Here is an 18,130-nt window from a genome sequence, read left to right as displayed (position 1 = left end):
AAAAGTATGTGGGCGAAATGTGGGCGAAAATAACAAAAGAGCACAGCGTGTATATATCGTGCGCCAACACTTTATATACCGTCCGCCTACTCTAGATAGGCAAACACTTGCTGTACTCTTACGGACTATTTTACAGTACGTAAGGGCTCCTTAGCAACAGTTTGCTTACACACGGCATTCTGTTGCTTTTTTGTTTATACAAAGGGGCCAATATTATGAAAAAGAAACGTATCGATGTTATCGCAACTAAAGAATCCTTCCACAACTTATCATCATTCACAGATGTAGAAGAATTAAATAAAACTGTACGTGCATACAGAGACACTATCCGTATGTCTGTTAAGCGTACCGATGTACAATCTAAACTCATTACATTACTTGAAATTTTAAAGCGCCACAGTTGCAAATATGTAGGTGTTAGTTTCCTATGCAAAAATAGAATTGCTGAAAAGATGGAAGTTTCCTATAAAACTGTACAACGTTTAATGAAGAAACTTGTGGATCTAGAGATAATTAAACAGGTAGCTATGAAGCGTAAAAAAAATATGCTTCAAACTTCTAACGCTATTATCATTCAACCAATTGTGGAAGAAATGTCCGACAAGGTAGATACAAAAAGTTCTACAAAGTGTCCTACCATTAAAACACCCCCTTCTTCCTTAAAACAAAATATAAAAGATATAAACAAACGTAATAGTAATGAGAATAGCAATACTCCAGAAGAGAATATTGAACAAGCTGATTTTGTTGCTCACTGGGTACCAGAACGTTTTGTTTCTTTAGTTAGCTCTTTTTACAGTGAATCTAAAACAATTCAAGAACTGTGGAAGGTTGTAAGACAGTGCAATAAAGTTACAAACTTCTCTACAGGTGATAAAGCATTCGATAAGGACCAAGAGCTTACTATCGGCTTAAAAGCTATCAAAGAGTTTGTTATGAAAATTAAATCTGGAGCAACAATGAAGAAGGGTAAATTCGCTTATTTCAACGGTATTGTAAATAACTTAATGGACAAGTTCTATTTTGACAGTGAGTTTATGGGAGCGTAATATTTACAGTTATTGTTCAAAATTGGTATGATTTACTTATTACTTCAAGGAGGTTATTTCATGAGTTATGATACGATTGCATCGCTACAACGTATGCAACAATTAGAACAAGCTCAAGCTGCAACAGGGAAACGTCTAGTGTTAAAACCAATATATTCTTCTTTAGATACAGCGTTAATTATTGTTGCAGTTATTCTATTCATTCCAACCTTTACTTTTTCTTTAGTGGCATTTTTAGTTTACTATTATACAAAATTCTTTTTCATGAAAACACGATTAGTAAAAGATGTAGCTACTGGTGAAAAGTTTTATGTGGATAAAGAAGATTTCAAACAGTATAAGAAGAATTTTAAGAAGAAAGAAAAACAAGTTAGAAAGATATCTGATTTGTAATAAAATATTTTGTGTTTGTTTCCCTTTACATAGCAAAACCATCATACTTTTAAATTTAAAAACAAAAAACACCTCAACTAGGAGGTGTTTTTTTATTCAACTGTTTCTTCTCTTTGATCGATTAAGCTTTGTCTTAATGCTTCCGTTTCCGCTTCATCCGTCCTAGTCTCAGGTATATATGGTTCTATCTCTGACTCATGTTTAAACAATGTATACATCAATATCGATACTATTCTATAAGACGATAATACAAAATAGGATGTTAAGAATACCCACAAATAACTAATTAATAGATAATAATTGTTTAATGTTTGTTTGGAAACTACATACATACCGATTGATAAAATAACTACCGCGAACCCAGTTAGCAAACCCCTTTGAAAATACCCGAAAAGAATTTTTCTTCCATCTCCACTATTTTGAGCCATATAACTATATAGATGTTGAATAACATTGGATTTAGATATACTCAAAATTATCGCTAACAAAGCACCTAAAAAACCCAATGCAATTGAAGAAAAAGAGATAACCCCATCAAGCACCTTTTCAAATCCATTAATTTTGGGAGTGAAATGGAAAACAACAAATAAAATTGTTAATATAGTACTTATCCAAAAAGGATAATACTTTTCAATTTTCATTATTATTCATCCTTTTTTTTATAAATAATATTTTTTAACTCTACTTTTTTACGTTCATATAAGTCTTGCATCGCCCCAATAACAACCTCATGCTTTAATGCAGTACGTGGTTTGACTGCAAAACTAGTGACATCATGAGCATTCTCTGCGAATAAATCAATAATTTCCGGATCAGCAATATCCGATTTTTTCACTGAAGCTTGTGCTCTGGTTATTAAATCCCCATTTTCATAAACTTCATCCAGTAATCCTTGTAAATTTCCACCTAAACTCGCTTTTCTCTGCCTTCCAACAGTTATTATTATTTCTCCAGTTACTGAATCATACTCATTAAAATGAGATATCCATTTTTTTAATGAGATCCCACTTACTTCGTTTTCTGCTTTCTTCACATCAGCAAATTTTATTTTCAATTTACGCACATATTGTGCTTCTTTAATTCTCGTTCTTGCGTTTTTTATTGGAATAGGTCTAAAAACAATCTCATCATTTCCCTGTAGAAATTGATTAAAATACGATTCAATAGCACTTGGACCTAAACTATTCCTATTTCTTTGTATCATCAATATATTACTAACCTCATCATAAATTGCCGATACATTTTCTCCTAGATATTCATCGTCATCCAAATCAACTGGTTTAGATGGACCATTTTTTTTTGCTCTATTAGGTAAATTAAAATCTCTTAATCTAGAAAAATATAAGCTCCACAATGTATCACTTTTTCCAGCTAAGCCTATTTCATCAAGTCTTGCTTTTTCTTGTTTGTACTCCTTTGTTCTTTCCTCTAGCGTTTTTGAATTCAAAATTGTAAACATAGTTGTTAAATTGAATGGTGTCTCCGGACCAATAGCAGGAACACCTTTTTCTTTGCAACACACTGTAAAATAATCAAAATTTACATATTTAGTAATGGTAGTAGTATTAGAAGCAATTGTATCAGTTGTCAAAACTTTTCCTCCTGACTCTTTCCCTTAAATAATAAGATTAAAAAACCTAAATTTCTTATTAAACAATCTTAATTATAGGAAAAAACATGGAGAATTTCCATATTTTTATTTTACACTCACATAATAAGAACTAGCTGTAATATAAAATACGTTTCCTCTACTATTTTTAACTTTATATTGTGGAGAACCATTTACAGATACTTTATCGATAATTTCAAAACCTAATCCTTTAGTCACAATACCAGCAACATCTTCATCTGCCCAGGAAGGTTTGGAATAGAATCGTAATTGATCTACCTTTGAAATTATTCGCTTTCCTGCTTCTGGAGCAGTTAAACCAGCATGATTGCCAATGTACCAATTTAATGACTTATCTCCTTCTAACAAGTTAATATCCACTCTTCCTATACCATCAATATAACCGTTATCTGTGTATTGCCACATATCACATGAATAATCTGGTTTAACTTGTGGTTGTCCGTTATTTGTTCCATAACGTGGTAACCAGATAAAATCTGCATCTACACTTTGTAAATTGTAGTCACCATACATATGATGAGCTACATATAAACCAATTTTCCAACCTGCAGCACGAGATGTATCAATGAATGCTTGTGATGCTTCTGCAAGTTTACTTTTATCTTTCATAGATGCCAAAGTATCATCTTCCACATCTAGCACTAAGAATTTGGCATTAGGATTTACTCTTGCTAGAAAGTCCTTAGCTTCCACAATTGCATCAGATACAGATACATAGCATCCATACGCATAAGCAGCATGTGGAATACCGTATGATTCTAGTGCAGCAACATACTCATTATATTTAACGTCTTTCTTATTTGAACCATATTGAACACGGCAAATAGCTAAATCTAGCTGCGGTGCTAATACACTCCAATTTGGATTTCCATTGTGGTATGAAATATCTAAAATACGTTTTGTCATTATTTATCTTCCCCTTCAAAAAGTTTTTGTTTGATTTCTGTTACGTCTTTAGAAATAGATCCAAACGCTTTTGCCTGTTCTTCAATAACTTCTTGGTTCTTTTGAATGACTGCTTGATACTGTGCTTCACGCTGTTCATTCTTTTTTTGTGTAGTAAAAAGCATCCACACAAATAATGCTGCGAATGCTCCTTGTTGAATAACTGAATTAAAAATTTGTTCCTCCACTGTTCACACCTCATTTCAAAATAAAAAGAGAAGCGAAATCGCTCCTCTTGATCTATGAATTTACTCAAAGCCTTATTCTCTAGAAAAAAAGAGCCCTAGAAAAGGCTCCGATAAATGTTAGCTTGCTATTGCTCAAAACTTAAAGATTGGTTTGGATTAGATTCGCTAGATAAGCAACTCTTCCTGATTCAATCACTTTATTATATTTATTTTCCGCATCTTTTAGTGATTCATATAGGAACACTTCATTTGTTCTGCTGTATTTCACCACTACTATCCACATTTTTTTTCCTCTTTCTTTCTAAAACTTCATCGTAATCATATAATCCTTCTCCACTAATTAGTTCATCTTCGGGAGGAATTTTTGTATAAGCACATTTTTCAAGTTCTTTTCTAACAATGTTCCATTTCTTTCTCACATTATTTATATACGGTAGTCCTTGTTTACTGTAAAAATACAACAATTTATCATCTATGATTCCCTTATTAAACATCTTTGAATAAGCAGGCATAGCTAGTTTTAATAATACATCTGATCCGTAATCACTCAAAGAATTTACATCGAAATTATATTGGGCTCTTCTTTGTGAAAAATACGTTACAGTTAAATCAAAATGATTAGATGTCCTTTGATCTGATATCGGATGTGATTTATTAGCATAATCTTCAAAATCAATATCTGTTAGTTCTGTTAACTTATTCAAAAAATAAACAGCAATATTCAGTTGTTTTATATTTATTTTTAGGTTATGTTCACTTACTGCTAACGCGCCAAACATCGAAAAAAATGTATTATCTTTCAATGAATGAACTGTAGCAGCTGAATCAGCATCATACTCTAAGGCTTTTTCTATATCCGCATTCCCTGCATTAATTGTATCTTTTTCATAGTATAAATAATTTCGTTTTCCTCTGGACAAATAATCTAAATGCCCATGAGAAATGTGAGCATATTCATGTAGCAACAAGTAATTAATTGCCTTGAAAAAAACTTGATAAGAAAAATGGTTTCTCGCTGGACAATTTGGGCTAATATCTAAGTCATAGTTATAAAAGTAATCTAAAAGAAAATCCGGATTTAAAGATAAATCCAAAGAAGTCTCTTTTTCTTTCGTTATGTCTCCAAATTCTGGATCAACGTATGGCTGACTATAAAGAAATTTAAAAAACCTAAGTAGAGCTTCAATGGTCCCTATGCTTATCCCTATAAAATAATGACCTTTTTCTTTAAATACAAACACTGAGGATTTTGTTGCTAATGTAGTCACATATAAATTAGGTTTTGGTAAAGAAGGGTTATTTTCCATTTGAACTTGTAGAGAATCGTTGAAGTCGAGAAAAATTCTTCGAATGTGCTCATTCTCCCCAGTGTAAATTCTCCCCAAATTTTCATTCTTTAAATGCTTCTCAAATATCTCATCTAGGTAATTCATTTTTACACTCCTACTTATTATCAAAATTATGATATAATAGGATTAGAAAATTATCCATTATATCAAGAGCTCACAGGGTGACCGCCCTATATGTGAGTTCTTTTTTATTATATCTCCTAAAATAGCAATTTTAAAATGTAAATCTTATTTTACGAAAAATAAGATTTATCCTATTGCTGCTCTGTAGATTCCGTTTGTTCAGTTGTTGGCAGTTCTGTTACTGGCGGTTTTTCTGGCTCTTTCGGTTGTTCTTTAATTAAACCAACTTGTGCAACTTCAAATTTTTGATAAATATTACATCCAATTAAAACTGTTGTTACAGAAGAACTGTTTAATTGTGCATTCAAAAACTTAATATCAAAATCATTATCCACTGGGATTTCTACAGATTGTCCATTTCTTAATAACACTTTTGCTTTTTTGGATGCATTATCTACATTTTCTATAGGAACAACAACTCTTTTAACATCAAGGCGCGCGCTGATAAAGTCACCAATTAATACTGTGTTAAGCTCCCCATTGTTCAGTTGTTCATTAAGTGATACTGGGTTGTAATCCTCTGTTTGAACTGATATTTTTTCACTACCTGTATATATTTCAATTGTTTTCATTAGAATGTACCTCCTGTACGTGATTGTATAAATAAACGTGAAATAACGTTAGCATTCACTCTTCCGAGCTTGTCCGGTGTAATGGTGATTTCATGCCATTTTCCTCTTTCAATCTTTCCTCCACCATCTTTTGAAAGAAAAGGGATAAGATTAACATTTTCTGCTGAGGTAGAGTTAATAGGTACTTCATTTCCATCTACTTTAATTAATACTTTACTTGGCTTTTCTGAGAGCTTATAAATACCATGTTTAATTTCATGTGTATGATCAGGTATTGTAATTTTATGAACATGATCTTTTATTTCTACTGTATGCGTATGATTTGGGATACTAATCTCATGTGTATGATTTGGGATGTTAATTTCATGTGCATGATCAGGAATATTCACAGTATGCATATGATTTGGAATATCAAAATTATGTGTATGAGCTGGAATAGATACGCTATGAGAATGAGATGGTATTGTAACACTATGGGCATGTGAAAAATAATCACCAGGTATAACTGTTTCATGTAAATGATTTCCCCAGTTCTCTGAGCCAATACTATTCTCTGGAACACCAGACATAAGATGTAACTCAGCAAATGCTGATGTTGTCGTACTTTGTGTTGTACCACCACCTGCACTACTGGTTTGTGTTGAATTACCACCACTAGCCGTTGACTTCGCAATACCACCGCCAGAACTAGATGTTTGTGTACTTCCACCACCAGAGCTTGTTGATTTAACCACAGCTCCACCGGCACTTGTTGAATTTACTACAGCACCACCAGCGCTTGTACTTGTCACGATTGCCCCACCAGAACTTGTTGATTCTACAAGAGCACCGCCGCCATGTGTTACCCCACTATACGCACGAAATTCCTCTGTTTCAAAGGTTAAATCTAATGTATTAATATTTACCAAGTCATCAGGTAGATAGAATTTAACAACGGCTGGATTCTCTGAATCGCAATTGTCATTATAAGAATAATTTAAGATGTTAGTAGAACCCTGTGAATACGTCTCATTAATCTTTTGCCTACGCTCCAAATCTGCCTGTGTAGTCCCTAAGTCTTCAAGTGGGTCTCCTATTTCCAAACTCATATCTAAAGGATTACCTGTAACATCAGACTTACCTTTCTTTATCAAACGTACATCTATTTCTCCAAAATCTTCATCAGTTATTCGTACTAACTTACCAACTTCATATTTTTCAATTTTGTATGAATCTATTAGTTCATAATCAATAGCATCCACAGAATACGTAACTTTTGGTCTGCATTTTTTGTTTAAATCTGCTTGCGCTGAATTAAATAGAACGTCTGCATTTTCAAAACGTCTATCCACCCAAATTTCCTTTTCGATGCCGTATTTTTCAATAATATGCGCTGGTGCTTCTATATATGGTTTTCCAGTTGGGTTTACCTTAGTGATATCTAATTGGTTAATTCCTTCACCATATCCCATAGGATAAATACGAGTAATAATACCTAATGGATCATCTACCCTTGTAATCCCATTTAAGTTTTTACGGTGACGAATTTCACCTGTGATTTCATTACTTGCCCTTTCTAAATTCAATGTCCATGGATAATTTTCTATTGAATCATCCCAAGTCCATGCATATTGCTCGTCAAACGGTTTTGGAACACTAAAAATTGGACCTAATATTGTATTTTCGTGCTCCCAACTGTAATGAAAATACCTAACAAAATCACATTTTCCTAGTCGCCAATATTTAATTTCCTGTTGGTTTAATAAATATTCAAGTACATCTCTAGTTTTATAATTAGACAATTGATGATAACGAAAAAGCACGTCACTTAGCAGAGTAGCTAGGACGTGCTCACATTTATATGTTATTGTTCGGTTGTTTTCGTTTTTCACAGTCTGTTTAGGGATAATACGAAACATTCCTATTCGTTTATCCTGGTCAAAGATTTCTAAGAAATCTAATGCAATGATTTCATCATTTTTTGGATCATCTAAAGGTAATGAAAAAGCAGCCGTCCAAATTGCATTGAACTGCTGCTCATAACTAATTTTAAAAGCATTTTCTAAGTATGCTTTATGCTGTAATTTTTTATTATACAATTTTATAAGGCTCAAAGTATCACCTCTTTTTTTCAAAATAAAAAAGCCTGCTTCTGCACGCCTTACCATTGTTTAATATTATTTTTCGTCATAGTCTATACTGTTGCTGCAATCACAATCAATACTCATTTCGCTATTACTTTCGCCACCGAATGACCAAGAGCGAAGATATATATCAATTGTTCCCTTTTTAAATTCGTTACTTTTGAATTCCTGTTCTTCTCCGTATTTAGAACATTTAATAATAAACCCCACATTACCAACTCCTTATAAGTTTTTATAAGCTAAGAATGAACTCATATATTAACTTCGCTAAACGCTCATGACCTAAGTTGTTAAAATGTAATGAATCAACACTATATAGTGTCTTTTGCTCAGTTATATCGAAGTTAAACCCGCCACTACGATATAAGTCCAATAGCGAAATCGAATAATACTCACAAACTTCTCTTGTAGCCTTTACATAGTCTAATTTAGTAAGTCCGAACGAATTTATTTCTTTAAAGAAGTCTGTTCCAAAATGGTGCATAGATATGAATCCAATCTTCTTATCCGGGTACTTTTTCCATAGACCTTGTAATAGTACATGCATGGCACCATAGAATGTTTCATTCGTTCTATCTGCCATCGTTCCAAGTGGTTGATTTCGTCCAAAGTCGTTTGTTCCTCCGTAAACAATTACTGCATCAGCATTATCATCCATATCAGTGTAACGGACTGACATAGGATCATAGTTACTTCCCACAGTTGAACCGCTAATGCCATAATTGTTAACCTTGGCGCCAAGCCAATCGCCTATCCATGAATGATATGGTTTGGAAGCGTGACCTGTTTGTGCAGTTAAACTATCTCCAAGGAAGTTAATTTTCTTGAATGTAGATTCATTCCTGAAATTTAAACAGCTATCATGAATAACTGCTTCATAGAAGTTAGTACCCGCAATAAACGCCAATCTATTAACGTTTGTAATATCTGTATTGTAAGTAATTTCGAACATTAAATTAAACTTCTTGGACTTGTACAATTTAGTTACAATACCATTTACAGGTACAGTCGAATCAGGCATTTCATCAAAATCTAAAATCCGTTGATAAGTTGATGCATCTACAGTGCCATCTTCTTTTCTATCAAAGCAACCAAACGTTGCACCATATCTCTCTGAACCTTGAAAAACAAACCCCATATAAACAGATTCAATAGCGTATACTTTGTGAGATAAAGCGCCATGAATTTTAACATCTTGAATGACGTTTAAATGATTTGAGTTAGGCGTTGGATCAGGTAAAGCATTTCCTTTAATTTTAATGGATTGCATAGGATAGAGAATACCAGTATTGATTCCTAGCCCTCTACTTGCTACAGCCATTTTCTTATAGCCTACAGCAAAATCAGCTAACTTATTTTCAGAAACCGCTCCATCTGTTAATTTAGCATTAGATACGGATTTATCAGCTAATTGTGGATTAGCTACTGCCCCATCTGCTATTTTAGAGTTAGACACTGATCCTGGGGCTAACTTGGCATTAGTTACTGCTTCTGTAGCAATATTGATTTCTGTGACAGCATACTTTGTAAGTTTTGCACTATTTACAGATCCATCTGCTAACTTAGAGTTTGTAATCGCCCCAACTGCAATTCTTTCACTTGTTGCTGGTTGCATTGCATTAAAAGCATTAGTAATAGCCTTATTTATTTTAAAGACTCCATCTGGTAATTCTTCCTCTAAGCTAATTAATTCTACCGCTAGTGCCGCTAATTCATTTTCAGCCATTTCTATCACCACCTATCTGTATTTACCTTGGAATTTAATTTTTATGTTTATATTCAAGTTAGTCCCACCAATTTTCACTGTATTGTTCCCAGGAAAGAGTTCTAATTCCTCAAGATTCCCTTTCGTGTTAAATAGATGGTTTTTACCATTTTTCATAACGGTATAAGTTGCAGCATCAATAAATAAAGTTTCACTTTTTAAATCCCCAAAAGAAAAACTCTCACCGTTTATTGTGAGAGTTAATCCTGTAGCTGTCCCTACTATTTTAATAACAGGACGAACAACTAATGAACCCATGTTATTTACTTCTAAGTCTTGTGGACCGTTCACGGTGTATTGAGTTGGACTATAACCAAACTTAATTCTTGTTGCAAATGGTATACGAGTACCCCATTTGATACTATCGGTACTTTTTACTATTGAATATGCGTATGAATCATATGCAACTAAAGGTAATACAATGGTTCCATCCTCAGGTAATCTATCTGGCAACATTTGTTGCGCTAACTCAACAAAGTAATACTTTCCTGGATCATAATCACGTACCATTTTTATTTTTCGCGGATGTCCATATTTGTCAAAGAAAAAAGAAGAAAACTCTTCGAACTTCTTCTGCATTTCTATATGAAATCTCTCCATTATTTTCAAAGGATATAAGAAAGGTTTTTCTTTTATTTCAGTTCCAAATGGGACAACGCCATCTATACCTGGAATACTATATGTTTTACGGTCAAAAACAGGTGTAATTGAATCCTCATAACCCGGCTCACAAATAAACCCAAAGTCTTCAAATCTATATTTATCATCCAGCGTGATCATATAATCACCCCTTGACTACGAGCACTCATTCTATTGTTTTGATTTAATTGTTTACTCATACCAGGAGCAAGTCTTGCATTCACTTCATCTGCATCCAAATAAATATGTACTACAATATCACCGTTTGTTTGTGGCATGGTATCAGCGATACCTTTACCGATTGCACCTAATGTTTTCTCGTTTAAAGGTAAAACACCCTCTGGTCCTGCTTCACCTGCACCTTGTAAGTTTCCGGCATTCATTCCGAAAATAGTAGGTCTAGTAAAGATACCACCTTTAGCACGCCAGTCCACATTGATACCAGATGGATAAGTAATGTCCTTTCCTAAAACATTTTTCGTACTAGTTTCTAAACTAAAATGTGGCATTTTAGGCATTTCAGGTTTAGGAATTTTTAATTTGAGCCCATCAAAGAATCCTTTGATTTTGCCCACAAGCTCTTCTACTTTCCCAACCGCTTCTTTTATAGGATCAATAATAAATTTTTTGGCTGCATCAAATTTTTCTTGAGCAGCATTCTTTACCGCATCAAATTTTTCTTTCGCTGTGTTATACATACTCTCAAACTTTTCTTTCGCTGAATTATAAGCATCCGTTACGGGATCGATAATATATTTTTTCACGAAATTCCAAGATGTGAGTGTATAAGATTTTATCTGATCCCAGTGTTCCAATATCCAATTTGCTAAATCCGAAAGTTTTCCTTTCACCGTGTTATACGCATCCGCGATTGGATCAATAATATATTTCTTTGTTAAATTCCATGCCGTAAGTGTATAAGATTTTATAGTTTCCCAATTTCCTAGAATCCAACTTGCTAAATCTCCAAGTTGTCCTTTACACCAGTTATATGCTTCAGTAATCGGATCAATAATGTATTTACTGATTGCAGCCCAGGCAATTTGCGTACCTGCTTGAATAATTAGCCACCCAGCTTCTAAAACCGTAGAAATCGCCGAAATAATCGGGTCTAAAACGGTAAGTATTGTATTCCACGTATCTTGCCAAGTTTGTACTAGTGTCCCCCACAATTGAGATGCTGTTTCAACAAGGCTTGTCCACCAAGAAGATGCTGTTTCGACAATTCCAGTCCACAAATCACTAAAAAATTGAGCTATTGGGTCAAAAAATTCATGTACCATTTCTAAGAATGAAGCCCACGCTTCCGAAAAGTATTCAACTGTGGAAGACCAAGCATCTTCACAAGTTTGAATTATGCTATCCCACAATTCACCAAACCAATCTTTAAATTGAGACCACTTTTCAGAAAGCCAATCGGTTATCTGCCCCCAATTTTGTATTGCCCAAATAACACCGGCTATTACAGCCGCTACTCCAGCGATAACAAGCATGACAGTTCCCAACGTTGTACCTAATACACCAACCGATACTACAACCGCGGCAATGATGGGTGCCAAAGTACCTATTACAGCTACTAATCCAGCAAAAACATAAACAAAGTTTTGAATTGGGGCTGGTAACTTAGTAAACCACTCTACCACCGATTTAATCCCAGAAACTATTGGAGGTAAAACAGTTTTAGTTAATTCAGCCAGTTTCTTTCCAACCGGTTCTAAAGCAGCTTGTGTTTCTCTTAATGCTTTTTGAAACTGCTGCCCAAGTGATTCCTCTTGGAGCTTTTTCATTTCTTCCATACGTCCGTTTACATCACCAAGACCACCATGAACATTATTTAAGCTTAATACTGCTTCTGCGCCCATGTCTTCCCATTTCACGCCAAATAGAGCAACACCAATCTGGTTTGCCTTTACTTTGTCATCCATTTTACGTAAGTCATCTAATACAGCATTAAATACATCAGCTGCGGTTCCCTTACCTTCATTGAATGATTCCCATACTTTTTGTGTCTCTTCAGATAAATCACCAAATCCTTCTGATACACCTTTAGATCCATCTTGTACACGAATACCAAACTCTTTTACAAGGTCATTAATGTAATCAAGATTGTACGAACCATTTTTTGTCCCATTCGCAAGAATGGTAAACATTTCTTGAGCACTAAAACCACCTTGTTTAAATAAAGGTGCATATTCAGAAAGGTTATCAAACAACTCATCAGAATAATTTAGACCTTCTTGAGCACCTGCTGCAAGTAAATCAAATGTTTCTTGTGTAGATAAACCAAACTGCGACATTAACTGTCCTGCGCCTCTCGTAGCCTCGTTTAAATCAACATCATAAATCTTCGCCAATGTTAAAACATCTTCTGATGCCATTTGCAATTCATCGTATGGAACGTCTCTCATGTTCTGATAGACTTTTATCAGTGCATTATCTACCTCTTCAAGGTTTTCACCAAAACCATTTTTCCAGGTATCCACTGCAATCTTTTGAAGGTTTTCAGCACCTTTTCCAGTTAAACCTAAAGATGCTTGTATCTTCCGTTGCGAACTATCAAAATCTATTGCTATACCTACTGTACCTTTGCCGAGTTCAATTAGTTTTTCTGACATTCCTTGAAGCATTTGAGTGGCTTCCATCATGTTATGTAAGTCCAGCTTTTTACCTAACTGTTCCATACCTGCTGCAGCTTGATCTCCACTTTGCCCAACTTCTTGAAGTGAGTTTTCAAATTGTTTTAATGTAGTTTTAGCTTGATTTAACTTCGCTTCAAGTTGCTGTACTTCTGCGGAATTCTCACCATATACACGCTTTGCCGCACTTAATTGTTGTTCTAAGTTGTGGACGACTCTATCTGTCATTTCCATTTGCTGACGTAGTTGTTTCTGTGCTAATTCCAACTTATCCGCTTCACTAGCATTTTGACCTAACTCAGCATTCTGAAGCTTAAATGAGCTTGTCAGACGTTTTTGTTCACCTTCTAATTTCTTAGAATTCTCCTGTAAATCAAGTAAAGTTCCACGTGCTTCTCTCGCTTCAATCGCTTGCTCTGAAAGACCTTCATTAACTCGTTTCATTGCTGCATCAAGAGAAGTTTCAGCACGTTCTGCATCAAGTAATTTACCGTACATTTTATTAAGCTGTTCAGATGTTGTATTAGTATCCTTAGACATTGCTTCAAATTCAGAACGCAACATTGCTGTACGCTTCTTAGCTGCTTCCATTTGAATTTCAAGCTTCTTCTTTTCAGCTGCTAATTTATCGGTCATTGTGGCATCTTGTCCCATAGCCGCAACATGATTTTTATATTCTTTCGCTGCATTATTCATGACCATGTTGATTTGCTTCAATGTCTGAGCATATTGGACTTGTCCGTCCATTTTAAAATTAAGAACAACGTTTCTTTCTTTATTCCCTGGCATTTTCTCACCTCACTTTTTAATAAAATGGAGTCTGATCTAGATAAACTCTTTGTGGCTTCACTTCTTTTTCTTCAAGTGCATCTGGATTGTTGTATCTAAGATGCATAATGTATTGCTTTAAAAAATGATTAGGAGTGATTTTCCAAAAGTCATTCATACTCAAACCGAGTAACGTATTACCGACATAAAAATAAAAATCCCAGTCCAACTCGGACTGAGATTCTTCATTTTCATTCAGTATGTTCTTTACTTTTTTTCATTCTTCAACTTCTCCATATCTTCAATTTGGAAGTTTTGTCTGTTGAATATGTTAACTGCAGCTTGAAAGACATCAGGCAGTTCATGTAACGGAATGGAGCCTTTAACTTCTTCCAATGTACATTCTGTTCCACCGCTACGCATCATTGCATAAATCAAGACCCTCATTAATTTAATTTCATGTTCTCCCATAACTACTTCGCCTTTTTCAAACATATCATTCATTTCTTCCTGAAATTCATGAAATTTCTTTCCAAAGGCTTCTTCCACATAAGGGAATGACTCCATCGTAAAAATAACGGGAATTTGCACCTTCTGTATTGTAATTGTTTCTCTATTTATATCAACGTTAACTAAATCACTTAAACGTGCCATATTATCACTCCTTATTGTCCTGTAGTTCCATCCAATTCTGCTAATTGCGACTTATCACAGATAACTTGTTTCATGAAATCCTCAACAGTAATACCTGTTGCTGAAGAACGAGCTTCCGAAAAGTCTACTTCTGTTACATCATTGAATAGCAAAGGAGTAGCTTCCATAGCTAACGCTTGATCTTGAATTTCTGCTTCTTCCGTTGTGGTAGTAAATTTCTCTTCACCTGGTGTAACCTGTACACGAGGATACCAACGACCCATACGTGAACCGTCACTTAAAGGAGCCACAAAACCAACTGCAAACATCGGAAACTCTTTTAATGTTGCCTTGTTGAATACAACACCTTTTTCAGCAAAATAACCGTAAATTGCATCTTTAACGATTTGCGGTAAGGCTACGTGACTTAAAGACAATGTATACTTTGAATTTTTACTTGCATTAACAAATAATTTATTAGATGCCCACTTTTGAGTTACTGTGCTATTACCTGCAATGCCGATCTCAACGATATTATCCATTTGATAGATTTCTTTTTCATAAGTAGGAATCTGCACTTTCGTATCTTTACCGCCTTCCATCATTGCAATATACAATGACTCGATACCTACTGGATACAATAGTTCTTTCTCTTTTGTTGCTACCATTTCTATCATCCTCACATTCTATCTATTATTTTTTGTGCCATAATATCGGCAATCTTATCGCCTTCTGCATCAAATGTATTCTGAACAAAGTGTTTTCCTTTCACACGACCCTTACCATTTGCTTTTTTATGACCATGTTCAACTAAATACCAATACCAGGCTTTATCTTCAAATTCCACAGACACACGATCATTTTTAATAACTACCTTTAGACTCTCTCTCAAGTGTGTACGCTTGTTTTTATTGGATGCTTTGATTTTCGGTTTTAATTTACTAGCAAAATACTTTGCTGCTTCATCTAATACATCTAGACTTACTTGTTTATCAACCCTTAATAATGTATTGATATCTACCAACGCCTCTGCAAATCCATTATTATTAGAAGCCATTACTGAATACACCTCACATACGTTATAAACTGCGTGATAGTGTCGTCATTTTCGTCATAACCCATTCCATCAAATTGAGAATAAGAAACGCCTGCATCGTTAAAAACCGCCTTTAGTGGTTCGTAATCTTTTTCAGTACCATTTGTGATAACAGCAATCTGATAAAGTGGCATATCTTTTAGGACCTTATTAGACGCCCTCTTGTGTTGCTCATTCACAAATTCATACACAATATAAGGATAATCCGAGCCTGTAGGTGCACTATCACGAGAAACTGGAATACCAGATTGTTTCATAAGAGCTCGCAACTGTTCAAAATTAATTTGCATAGGACAGTGACACCTCCATCAATCGATCTTCTTCTTTTACGTAAATACGCTCAATATCGTAAATACGTCCACCAACTTTTATACGGTAATCTTTTTGATTGTCTTCAATCTCCCGATCAATACGCACCTCAATTTTCTTTACAATTTCATTCGTATCTTTCGTTGTAAATTTATCAGTAGCCGTAACACCAATGTTGTTATAGCGAATTTTCCGTTCTAGCGGATATCCCATTACAACACGGTCTGTTTCCGGATCAATTGTCTCTCCTAATTTGAGTAGATCTCCCATCCATCTAAGTTTATTTGTCTGTCTCTTCATCGACATAAACCTCCTGGATAAAGAAAGGAGTCAGTGCATCAAGTGCCTGACCTAATTCTTTTTCAGCGACTCTGTAATCATAGAAAATACAGGCTACCATAATAATTAAATACTCGGTCTGTTTGCCTGTCGCATTCTTTACATAAGTCTTTGCTTGATTGATATAAAAAGAGAGCATAGAATCATCCATGCCCTCTTCCCAATGAATATGAGATTTTAATTTCTCAATTAATTCTTCCATAATCAATTAACCTTGAGTTGCTGCTTTTACTTCAAAACGATAAACAGCGGGTTCAAATGGAGAATAAATCAATTGACCATCTAATAAATTATAGATTTGGAAACCAACTTTATTTGTACCAGCAAATTTTTCAATCAATTTTTGTAATTCCATTGCCCCAATAACATCTTGGATATGGAACGCTGAAAAATCACCAAAATATAAAACTGGAACATCTGGTTTTCCTTTTACATCAGCTGCATCAGTAAATTCTACAGGATAACCAACAAGCGTATTACCAATACCGCCCTCCGCTTGTGTCATTGGGCGTAATAACGGGAATCCATCAGCAGTTTTCATTTTCTCAATTGCCGTTAATGCTGCACGGTTAATAATAAAGCGCCCTTTTTTCATTACTTCTGTAACTGGTGTATTTTTAAATTCAATTAAAGCATCATACATTTTTTGACCTGCATCAGTTGCCTTTAAATCTACCGGTACAGAAGGTGTAAATGCTACTGCTTTCTTCGCTAACGCACCAGGATTTTCATTTCCAACATCATCGCCATTAAACATAAAATTAATTTCTTTACGTACATAAGCCTTTTTCAGCTCGTCCACAACGATTTGTTCAATTGGAGCACCTGTCATTTTTAATAATTTTTTAGTAACAGTAGCAAGTGCATCGAATTCAGCTGGATCAAGTAAAACTTCATCAAATTCAATATCTGTTGCTACGATTTCATCACTATCTCCACGTTCTTTTTTACGTACATTTGCATTTGCTTTCTTAACAAGAACTGGATACTTCACATCACCAGAAGTTTTTACAACTGAACCATATTTACGAAGTAAATTTTCTTCTTGTGCATACGTAATAATTTCACTTGCGATTACTTCTGGAATAGTTACTGATCCGTTCCCCGCTTCAATACCAAGTGAGCGAGCTTCAGCTTCACTAATTCGACCAACTACAAAATTAGCAAAAGCTGAACGAATTTCTTTTTCTTTCGTTTTCGTTGTTTTATGTCCTCGTGTAGAAAGACCCGATGCAATAGCTGACATTGCTGCATCTCGTTGCTCTGGTGTTAAACCAGTTCTATTTTCTCCACCATCAGGATTGTTAGCACGACCTTCTCCACCTTCACCAGAACCGTCAGTACCAGATTCGCCAGAACCTCCTTCATCATCTTCGTTTCCGTCTTCACCATCATCTTCAAGGTTTGCTAATTCATCAGCGACATCCTGTAATTGTTTATTAATTTCATCAATCTCTTCTTGAATTGCCGTTAAATCTTCGGCACGTAAATCTGGACTTTCGATTTTTGTACGTAATTCTGTTAATCTTTCTTTATTTCGTTTTTGTAGTGCTAATAATAATTGTTTGTTCAT

At 34.7% G+C, this 18,130-nt stretch carries 20 protein-coding genes; 2 read left to right on the top strand and 18 right to left on the bottom strand.

Annotated features, from left to right (window positions below):
• Positions 1-215 precede the first annotated feature (215 nt).
• Together ACQKNR_RS06960 and ACQKNR_RS06955 are read left to right on the top strand one after the other, a co-directional pair.
• Positions 216-1,049, top strand: a complete 834-nt coding sequence (locus ACQKNR_RS06960; protein ID WP_427316416.1) for a helix-turn-helix domain-containing protein — start codon at positions 216-218, stop codon at positions 1,047-1,049.
• 60 nt (positions 1,050-1,109) lie between these two features.
• Positions 1,110-1,442: a hypothetical protein gene (locus ACQKNR_RS06955; RefSeq protein ID WP_427316415.1), complete on the top strand. Its 333-nt coding sequence runs from the start codon at positions 1,110-1,112 to the stop codon at positions 1,440-1,442.
• A 92-nt stretch (positions 1,443-1,534) separates the two neighbouring features.
• Here ACQKNR_RS06955 and ACQKNR_RS06950 read toward each other — a convergent pair whose 3' ends face one another.
• The 18 genes from ACQKNR_RS06950 to ACQKNR_RS06865 form a co-directional block, all read right to left on the bottom strand.
• A complete protein-coding gene (locus ACQKNR_RS06950) occupies positions 1,535-2,083 on the bottom strand; it encodes a hypothetical protein (protein ID WP_427316413.1) in 549 nt (182 codons plus the stop codon).
• Positions 2,084-2,085: 2 nt separating this feature from the next.
• Positions 2,086-3,033 (bottom strand): DUF6731 family protein, encoded by a 948-nt coding sequence (locus ACQKNR_RS06945; RefSeq protein ID WP_427316411.1) that lies wholly within the window; start codon positions 3,031-3,033, stop codon positions 2,086-2,088.
• Between the two features lie 105 nt (positions 3,034-3,138).
• Positions 3,139-3,978: a GH25 family lysozyme gene (locus tag ACQKNR_RS06940; protein ID WP_427316410.1), complete on the bottom strand. Its 840-nt coding sequence runs from the start codon at positions 3,976-3,978 to the stop codon at positions 3,139-3,141.
• Positions 3,978-4,205, bottom strand: a complete 228-nt coding sequence (locus ACQKNR_RS06935) for a BhlA/UviB family holin-like peptide (protein ID WP_427316408.1) — start codon at positions 4,203-4,205, stop codon at positions 3,978-3,980. Before ACQKNR_RS06935 ends, ACQKNR_RS06940 begins: the two co-directional genes overlap by 1 nt.
• Before the next feature lie 245 nt (positions 4,206-4,450).
• On the bottom strand, positions 4,451-5,638 hold the full coding sequence (locus ACQKNR_RS06930; protein WP_427316407.1) for a hypothetical protein: 1,188 nt from the start codon (positions 5,636-5,638) through the stop codon (positions 4,451-4,453).
• A 170-nt stretch (positions 5,639-5,808) separates the two neighbouring features.
• A complete protein-coding gene (locus tag ACQKNR_RS06925) occupies positions 5,809-6,249 on the bottom strand; it encodes a hypothetical protein (protein WP_427316405.1) in 441 nt (146 codons plus the stop codon).
• On the bottom strand, positions 6,249-8,342 hold the full coding sequence (locus tag ACQKNR_RS06920) for a phage tail spike protein (RefSeq protein WP_427316403.1): 2,094 nt from the start codon (positions 8,340-8,342) through the stop codon (positions 6,249-6,251). The genes ACQKNR_RS06925 and ACQKNR_RS06920 overlap by 1 nt, the downstream gene beginning before the upstream one ends.
• A 63-nt stretch (positions 8,343-8,405) precedes the next feature.
• On the bottom strand, positions 8,406-8,582 hold the full coding sequence (locus ACQKNR_RS06915; protein ID WP_427316401.1) for a hypothetical protein: 177 nt from the start codon (positions 8,580-8,582) through the stop codon (positions 8,406-8,408).
• Between the two features lie 22 nt (positions 8,583-8,604).
• A complete protein-coding gene (locus ACQKNR_RS06910; protein ID WP_427316399.1) occupies positions 8,605-10,098 on the bottom strand; it encodes an SGNH/GDSL hydrolase family protein in 1,494 nt (497 codons plus the stop codon).
• A 12-nt stretch (positions 10,099-10,110) separates the two neighbouring features.
• Positions 10,111-10,917 carry a phage tail domain-containing protein gene (locus ACQKNR_RS06905; RefSeq protein ID WP_427316398.1) on the bottom strand — a complete coding sequence of 269 codons (807 nt, stop codon included), beginning with the start codon at positions 10,915-10,917 and terminating at the stop codon, positions 10,111-10,113.
• Complete coding sequence (locus ACQKNR_RS06900) at positions 10,914-14,201, bottom strand: phage tail tape measure protein (protein ID WP_427316396.1); 3,288 nt, start codon at positions 14,199-14,201, stop codon at positions 10,914-10,916. The genes ACQKNR_RS06905 and ACQKNR_RS06900 overlap by 4 nt, the downstream gene beginning before the upstream one ends.
• A 246-nt stretch (positions 14,202-14,447) precedes the next feature.
• Positions 14,448-14,834 carry a hypothetical protein gene (locus ACQKNR_RS06895; RefSeq protein WP_427316394.1) on the bottom strand — a complete coding sequence of 129 codons (387 nt, stop codon included), beginning with the start codon at positions 14,832-14,834 and terminating at the stop codon, positions 14,448-14,450.
• 11 nt (positions 14,835-14,845) lie between these two features.
• Entirely contained in the window at positions 14,846-15,481 is a 636-nt protein-coding gene (locus ACQKNR_RS06890; protein ID WP_427316392.1) for a major tail protein, read from the bottom strand.
• 11 nt (positions 15,482-15,492) lie between these two features.
• Positions 15,493-15,870, bottom strand: a complete 378-nt coding sequence (locus tag ACQKNR_RS06885) for an HK97-gp10 family putative phage morphogenesis protein (protein WP_427316390.1) — start codon at positions 15,868-15,870, stop codon at positions 15,493-15,495.
• Positions 15,870-16,199, bottom strand: coding sequence for a hypothetical protein (locus tag ACQKNR_RS06880; protein WP_427316388.1), 330 nt, complete (start codon positions 16,197-16,199; stop codon positions 15,870-15,872). The genes ACQKNR_RS06885 and ACQKNR_RS06880 overlap by 1 nt, the downstream gene beginning before the upstream one ends.
• Positions 16,189-16,518 (bottom strand): hypothetical protein, encoded by a 330-nt coding sequence (locus ACQKNR_RS06875; RefSeq protein WP_427316386.1) that lies wholly within the window; start codon positions 16,516-16,518, stop codon positions 16,189-16,191. The genes ACQKNR_RS06880 and ACQKNR_RS06875 overlap by 11 nt, the downstream gene beginning before the upstream one ends.
• Positions 16,499-16,759, bottom strand: a complete 261-nt coding sequence (locus ACQKNR_RS06870) for a head-tail connector protein (protein ID WP_427316384.1) — start codon at positions 16,757-16,759, stop codon at positions 16,499-16,501. The genes ACQKNR_RS06875 and ACQKNR_RS06870 overlap by 20 nt, the downstream gene beginning before the upstream one ends.
• Positions 16,760-16,765: 6 nt before the next feature.
• Entirely contained in the window at positions 16,766-18,130 is a 1,365-nt protein-coding gene (locus tag ACQKNR_RS06865) for a phage major capsid protein (protein WP_427316382.1), read from the bottom strand.

The sequence above is a fragment of the Bacillus sp. NPDC094077 genome (genome assembly GCF_050279465.1).
In the GTDB taxonomy this organism is placed as follows: Bacteria; Bacillota; Bacilli; order Bacillales; family Bacillaceae_G; genus Bacillus_A.
This window is presented reverse-complemented; position numbering and strand designations above follow the sequence as displayed.

What these genes read in the sequence shown, in the direction of transcription:
- ACQKNR_RS06960 (WP_427316416.1), top strand. Translation starts at nt 216, where the DNA reads ATGAAAAAGAAACGTATCGATGTTATCGCAACTAAAGAATCCTTCCAC.
- ACQKNR_RS06940 (WP_427316410.1), bottom strand. Translation starts at nt 3,978, where the DNA reads ATGACAAAACGTATTTTAGATATTTCATACCACAATGGAAATCCAAAT.
- ACQKNR_RS06885 (WP_427316390.1), bottom strand. Translation starts at nt 15,870, where the DNA reads ATGGCTTCTAATAATAATGGATTTGCAGAGGCGTTGGTAGATATCAAT.
- ACQKNR_RS06870 (WP_427316384.1), bottom strand. Translation starts at nt 16,759, where the DNA reads ATGGAAGAATTAATTGAGAAATTAAAATCTCATATTCATTGGGAAGAG.
- ACQKNR_RS06925 (WP_427316405.1), bottom strand. Translation starts at nt 6,249, where the DNA reads ATGAAAACAATTGAAATATATACAGGTAGTGAAAAAATATCAGTTCAA.
- ACQKNR_RS06930 (WP_427316407.1), bottom strand. Translation starts at nt 5,638, where the DNA reads ATGAATTACCTAGATGAGATATTTGAGAAGCATTTAAAGAATGAAAAT.
- ACQKNR_RS06875 (WP_427316386.1), bottom strand. Translation starts at nt 16,518, where the DNA reads ATGAAGAGACAGACAAATAAACTTAGATGGATGGGAGATCTACTCAAA.
- ACQKNR_RS06905 (WP_427316398.1), bottom strand. Translation starts at nt 10,917, where the DNA reads ATGATCACGCTGGATGATAAATATAGATTTGAAGACTTTGGGTTTATT.
- ACQKNR_RS06895 (WP_427316394.1), bottom strand. Translation starts at nt 14,834, where the DNA reads ATGGCACGTTTAAGTGATTTAGTTAACGTTGATATAAATAGAGAAACA.
- ACQKNR_RS06950 (WP_427316413.1), bottom strand. Translation starts at nt 2,083, where the DNA reads ATGAAAATTGAAAAGTATTATCCTTTTTGGATAAGTACTATATTAACA.
- ACQKNR_RS06880 (WP_427316388.1), bottom strand. Translation starts at nt 16,199, where the DNA reads ATGCAAATTAATTTTGAACAGTTGCGAGCTCTTATGAAACAATCTGGT.
- ACQKNR_RS06865 (WP_427316382.1), bottom strand. Translation starts at nt 18,130, where the DNA reads ATGAACAAACAATTATTATTAGCACTACAAAAACGAAATAAAGAAAGA.
- ACQKNR_RS06900 (WP_427316396.1), bottom strand. Translation starts at nt 14,201, where the DNA reads ATGCCAGGGAATAAAGAAAGAAACGTTGTTCTTAATTTTAAAATGGAC.
- ACQKNR_RS06955 (WP_427316415.1), top strand. Translation starts at nt 1,110, where the DNA reads ATGAGTTATGATACGATTGCATCGCTACAACGTATGCAACAATTAGAA.
- ACQKNR_RS06890 (WP_427316392.1), bottom strand. Translation starts at nt 15,481, where the DNA reads ATGGTAGCAACAAAAGAGAAAGAACTATTGTATCCAGTAGGTATCGAG.
- ACQKNR_RS06910 (WP_427316399.1), bottom strand. Translation starts at nt 10,098, where the DNA reads ATGGCTGAAAATGAATTAGCGGCACTAGCGGTAGAATTAATTAGCTTA.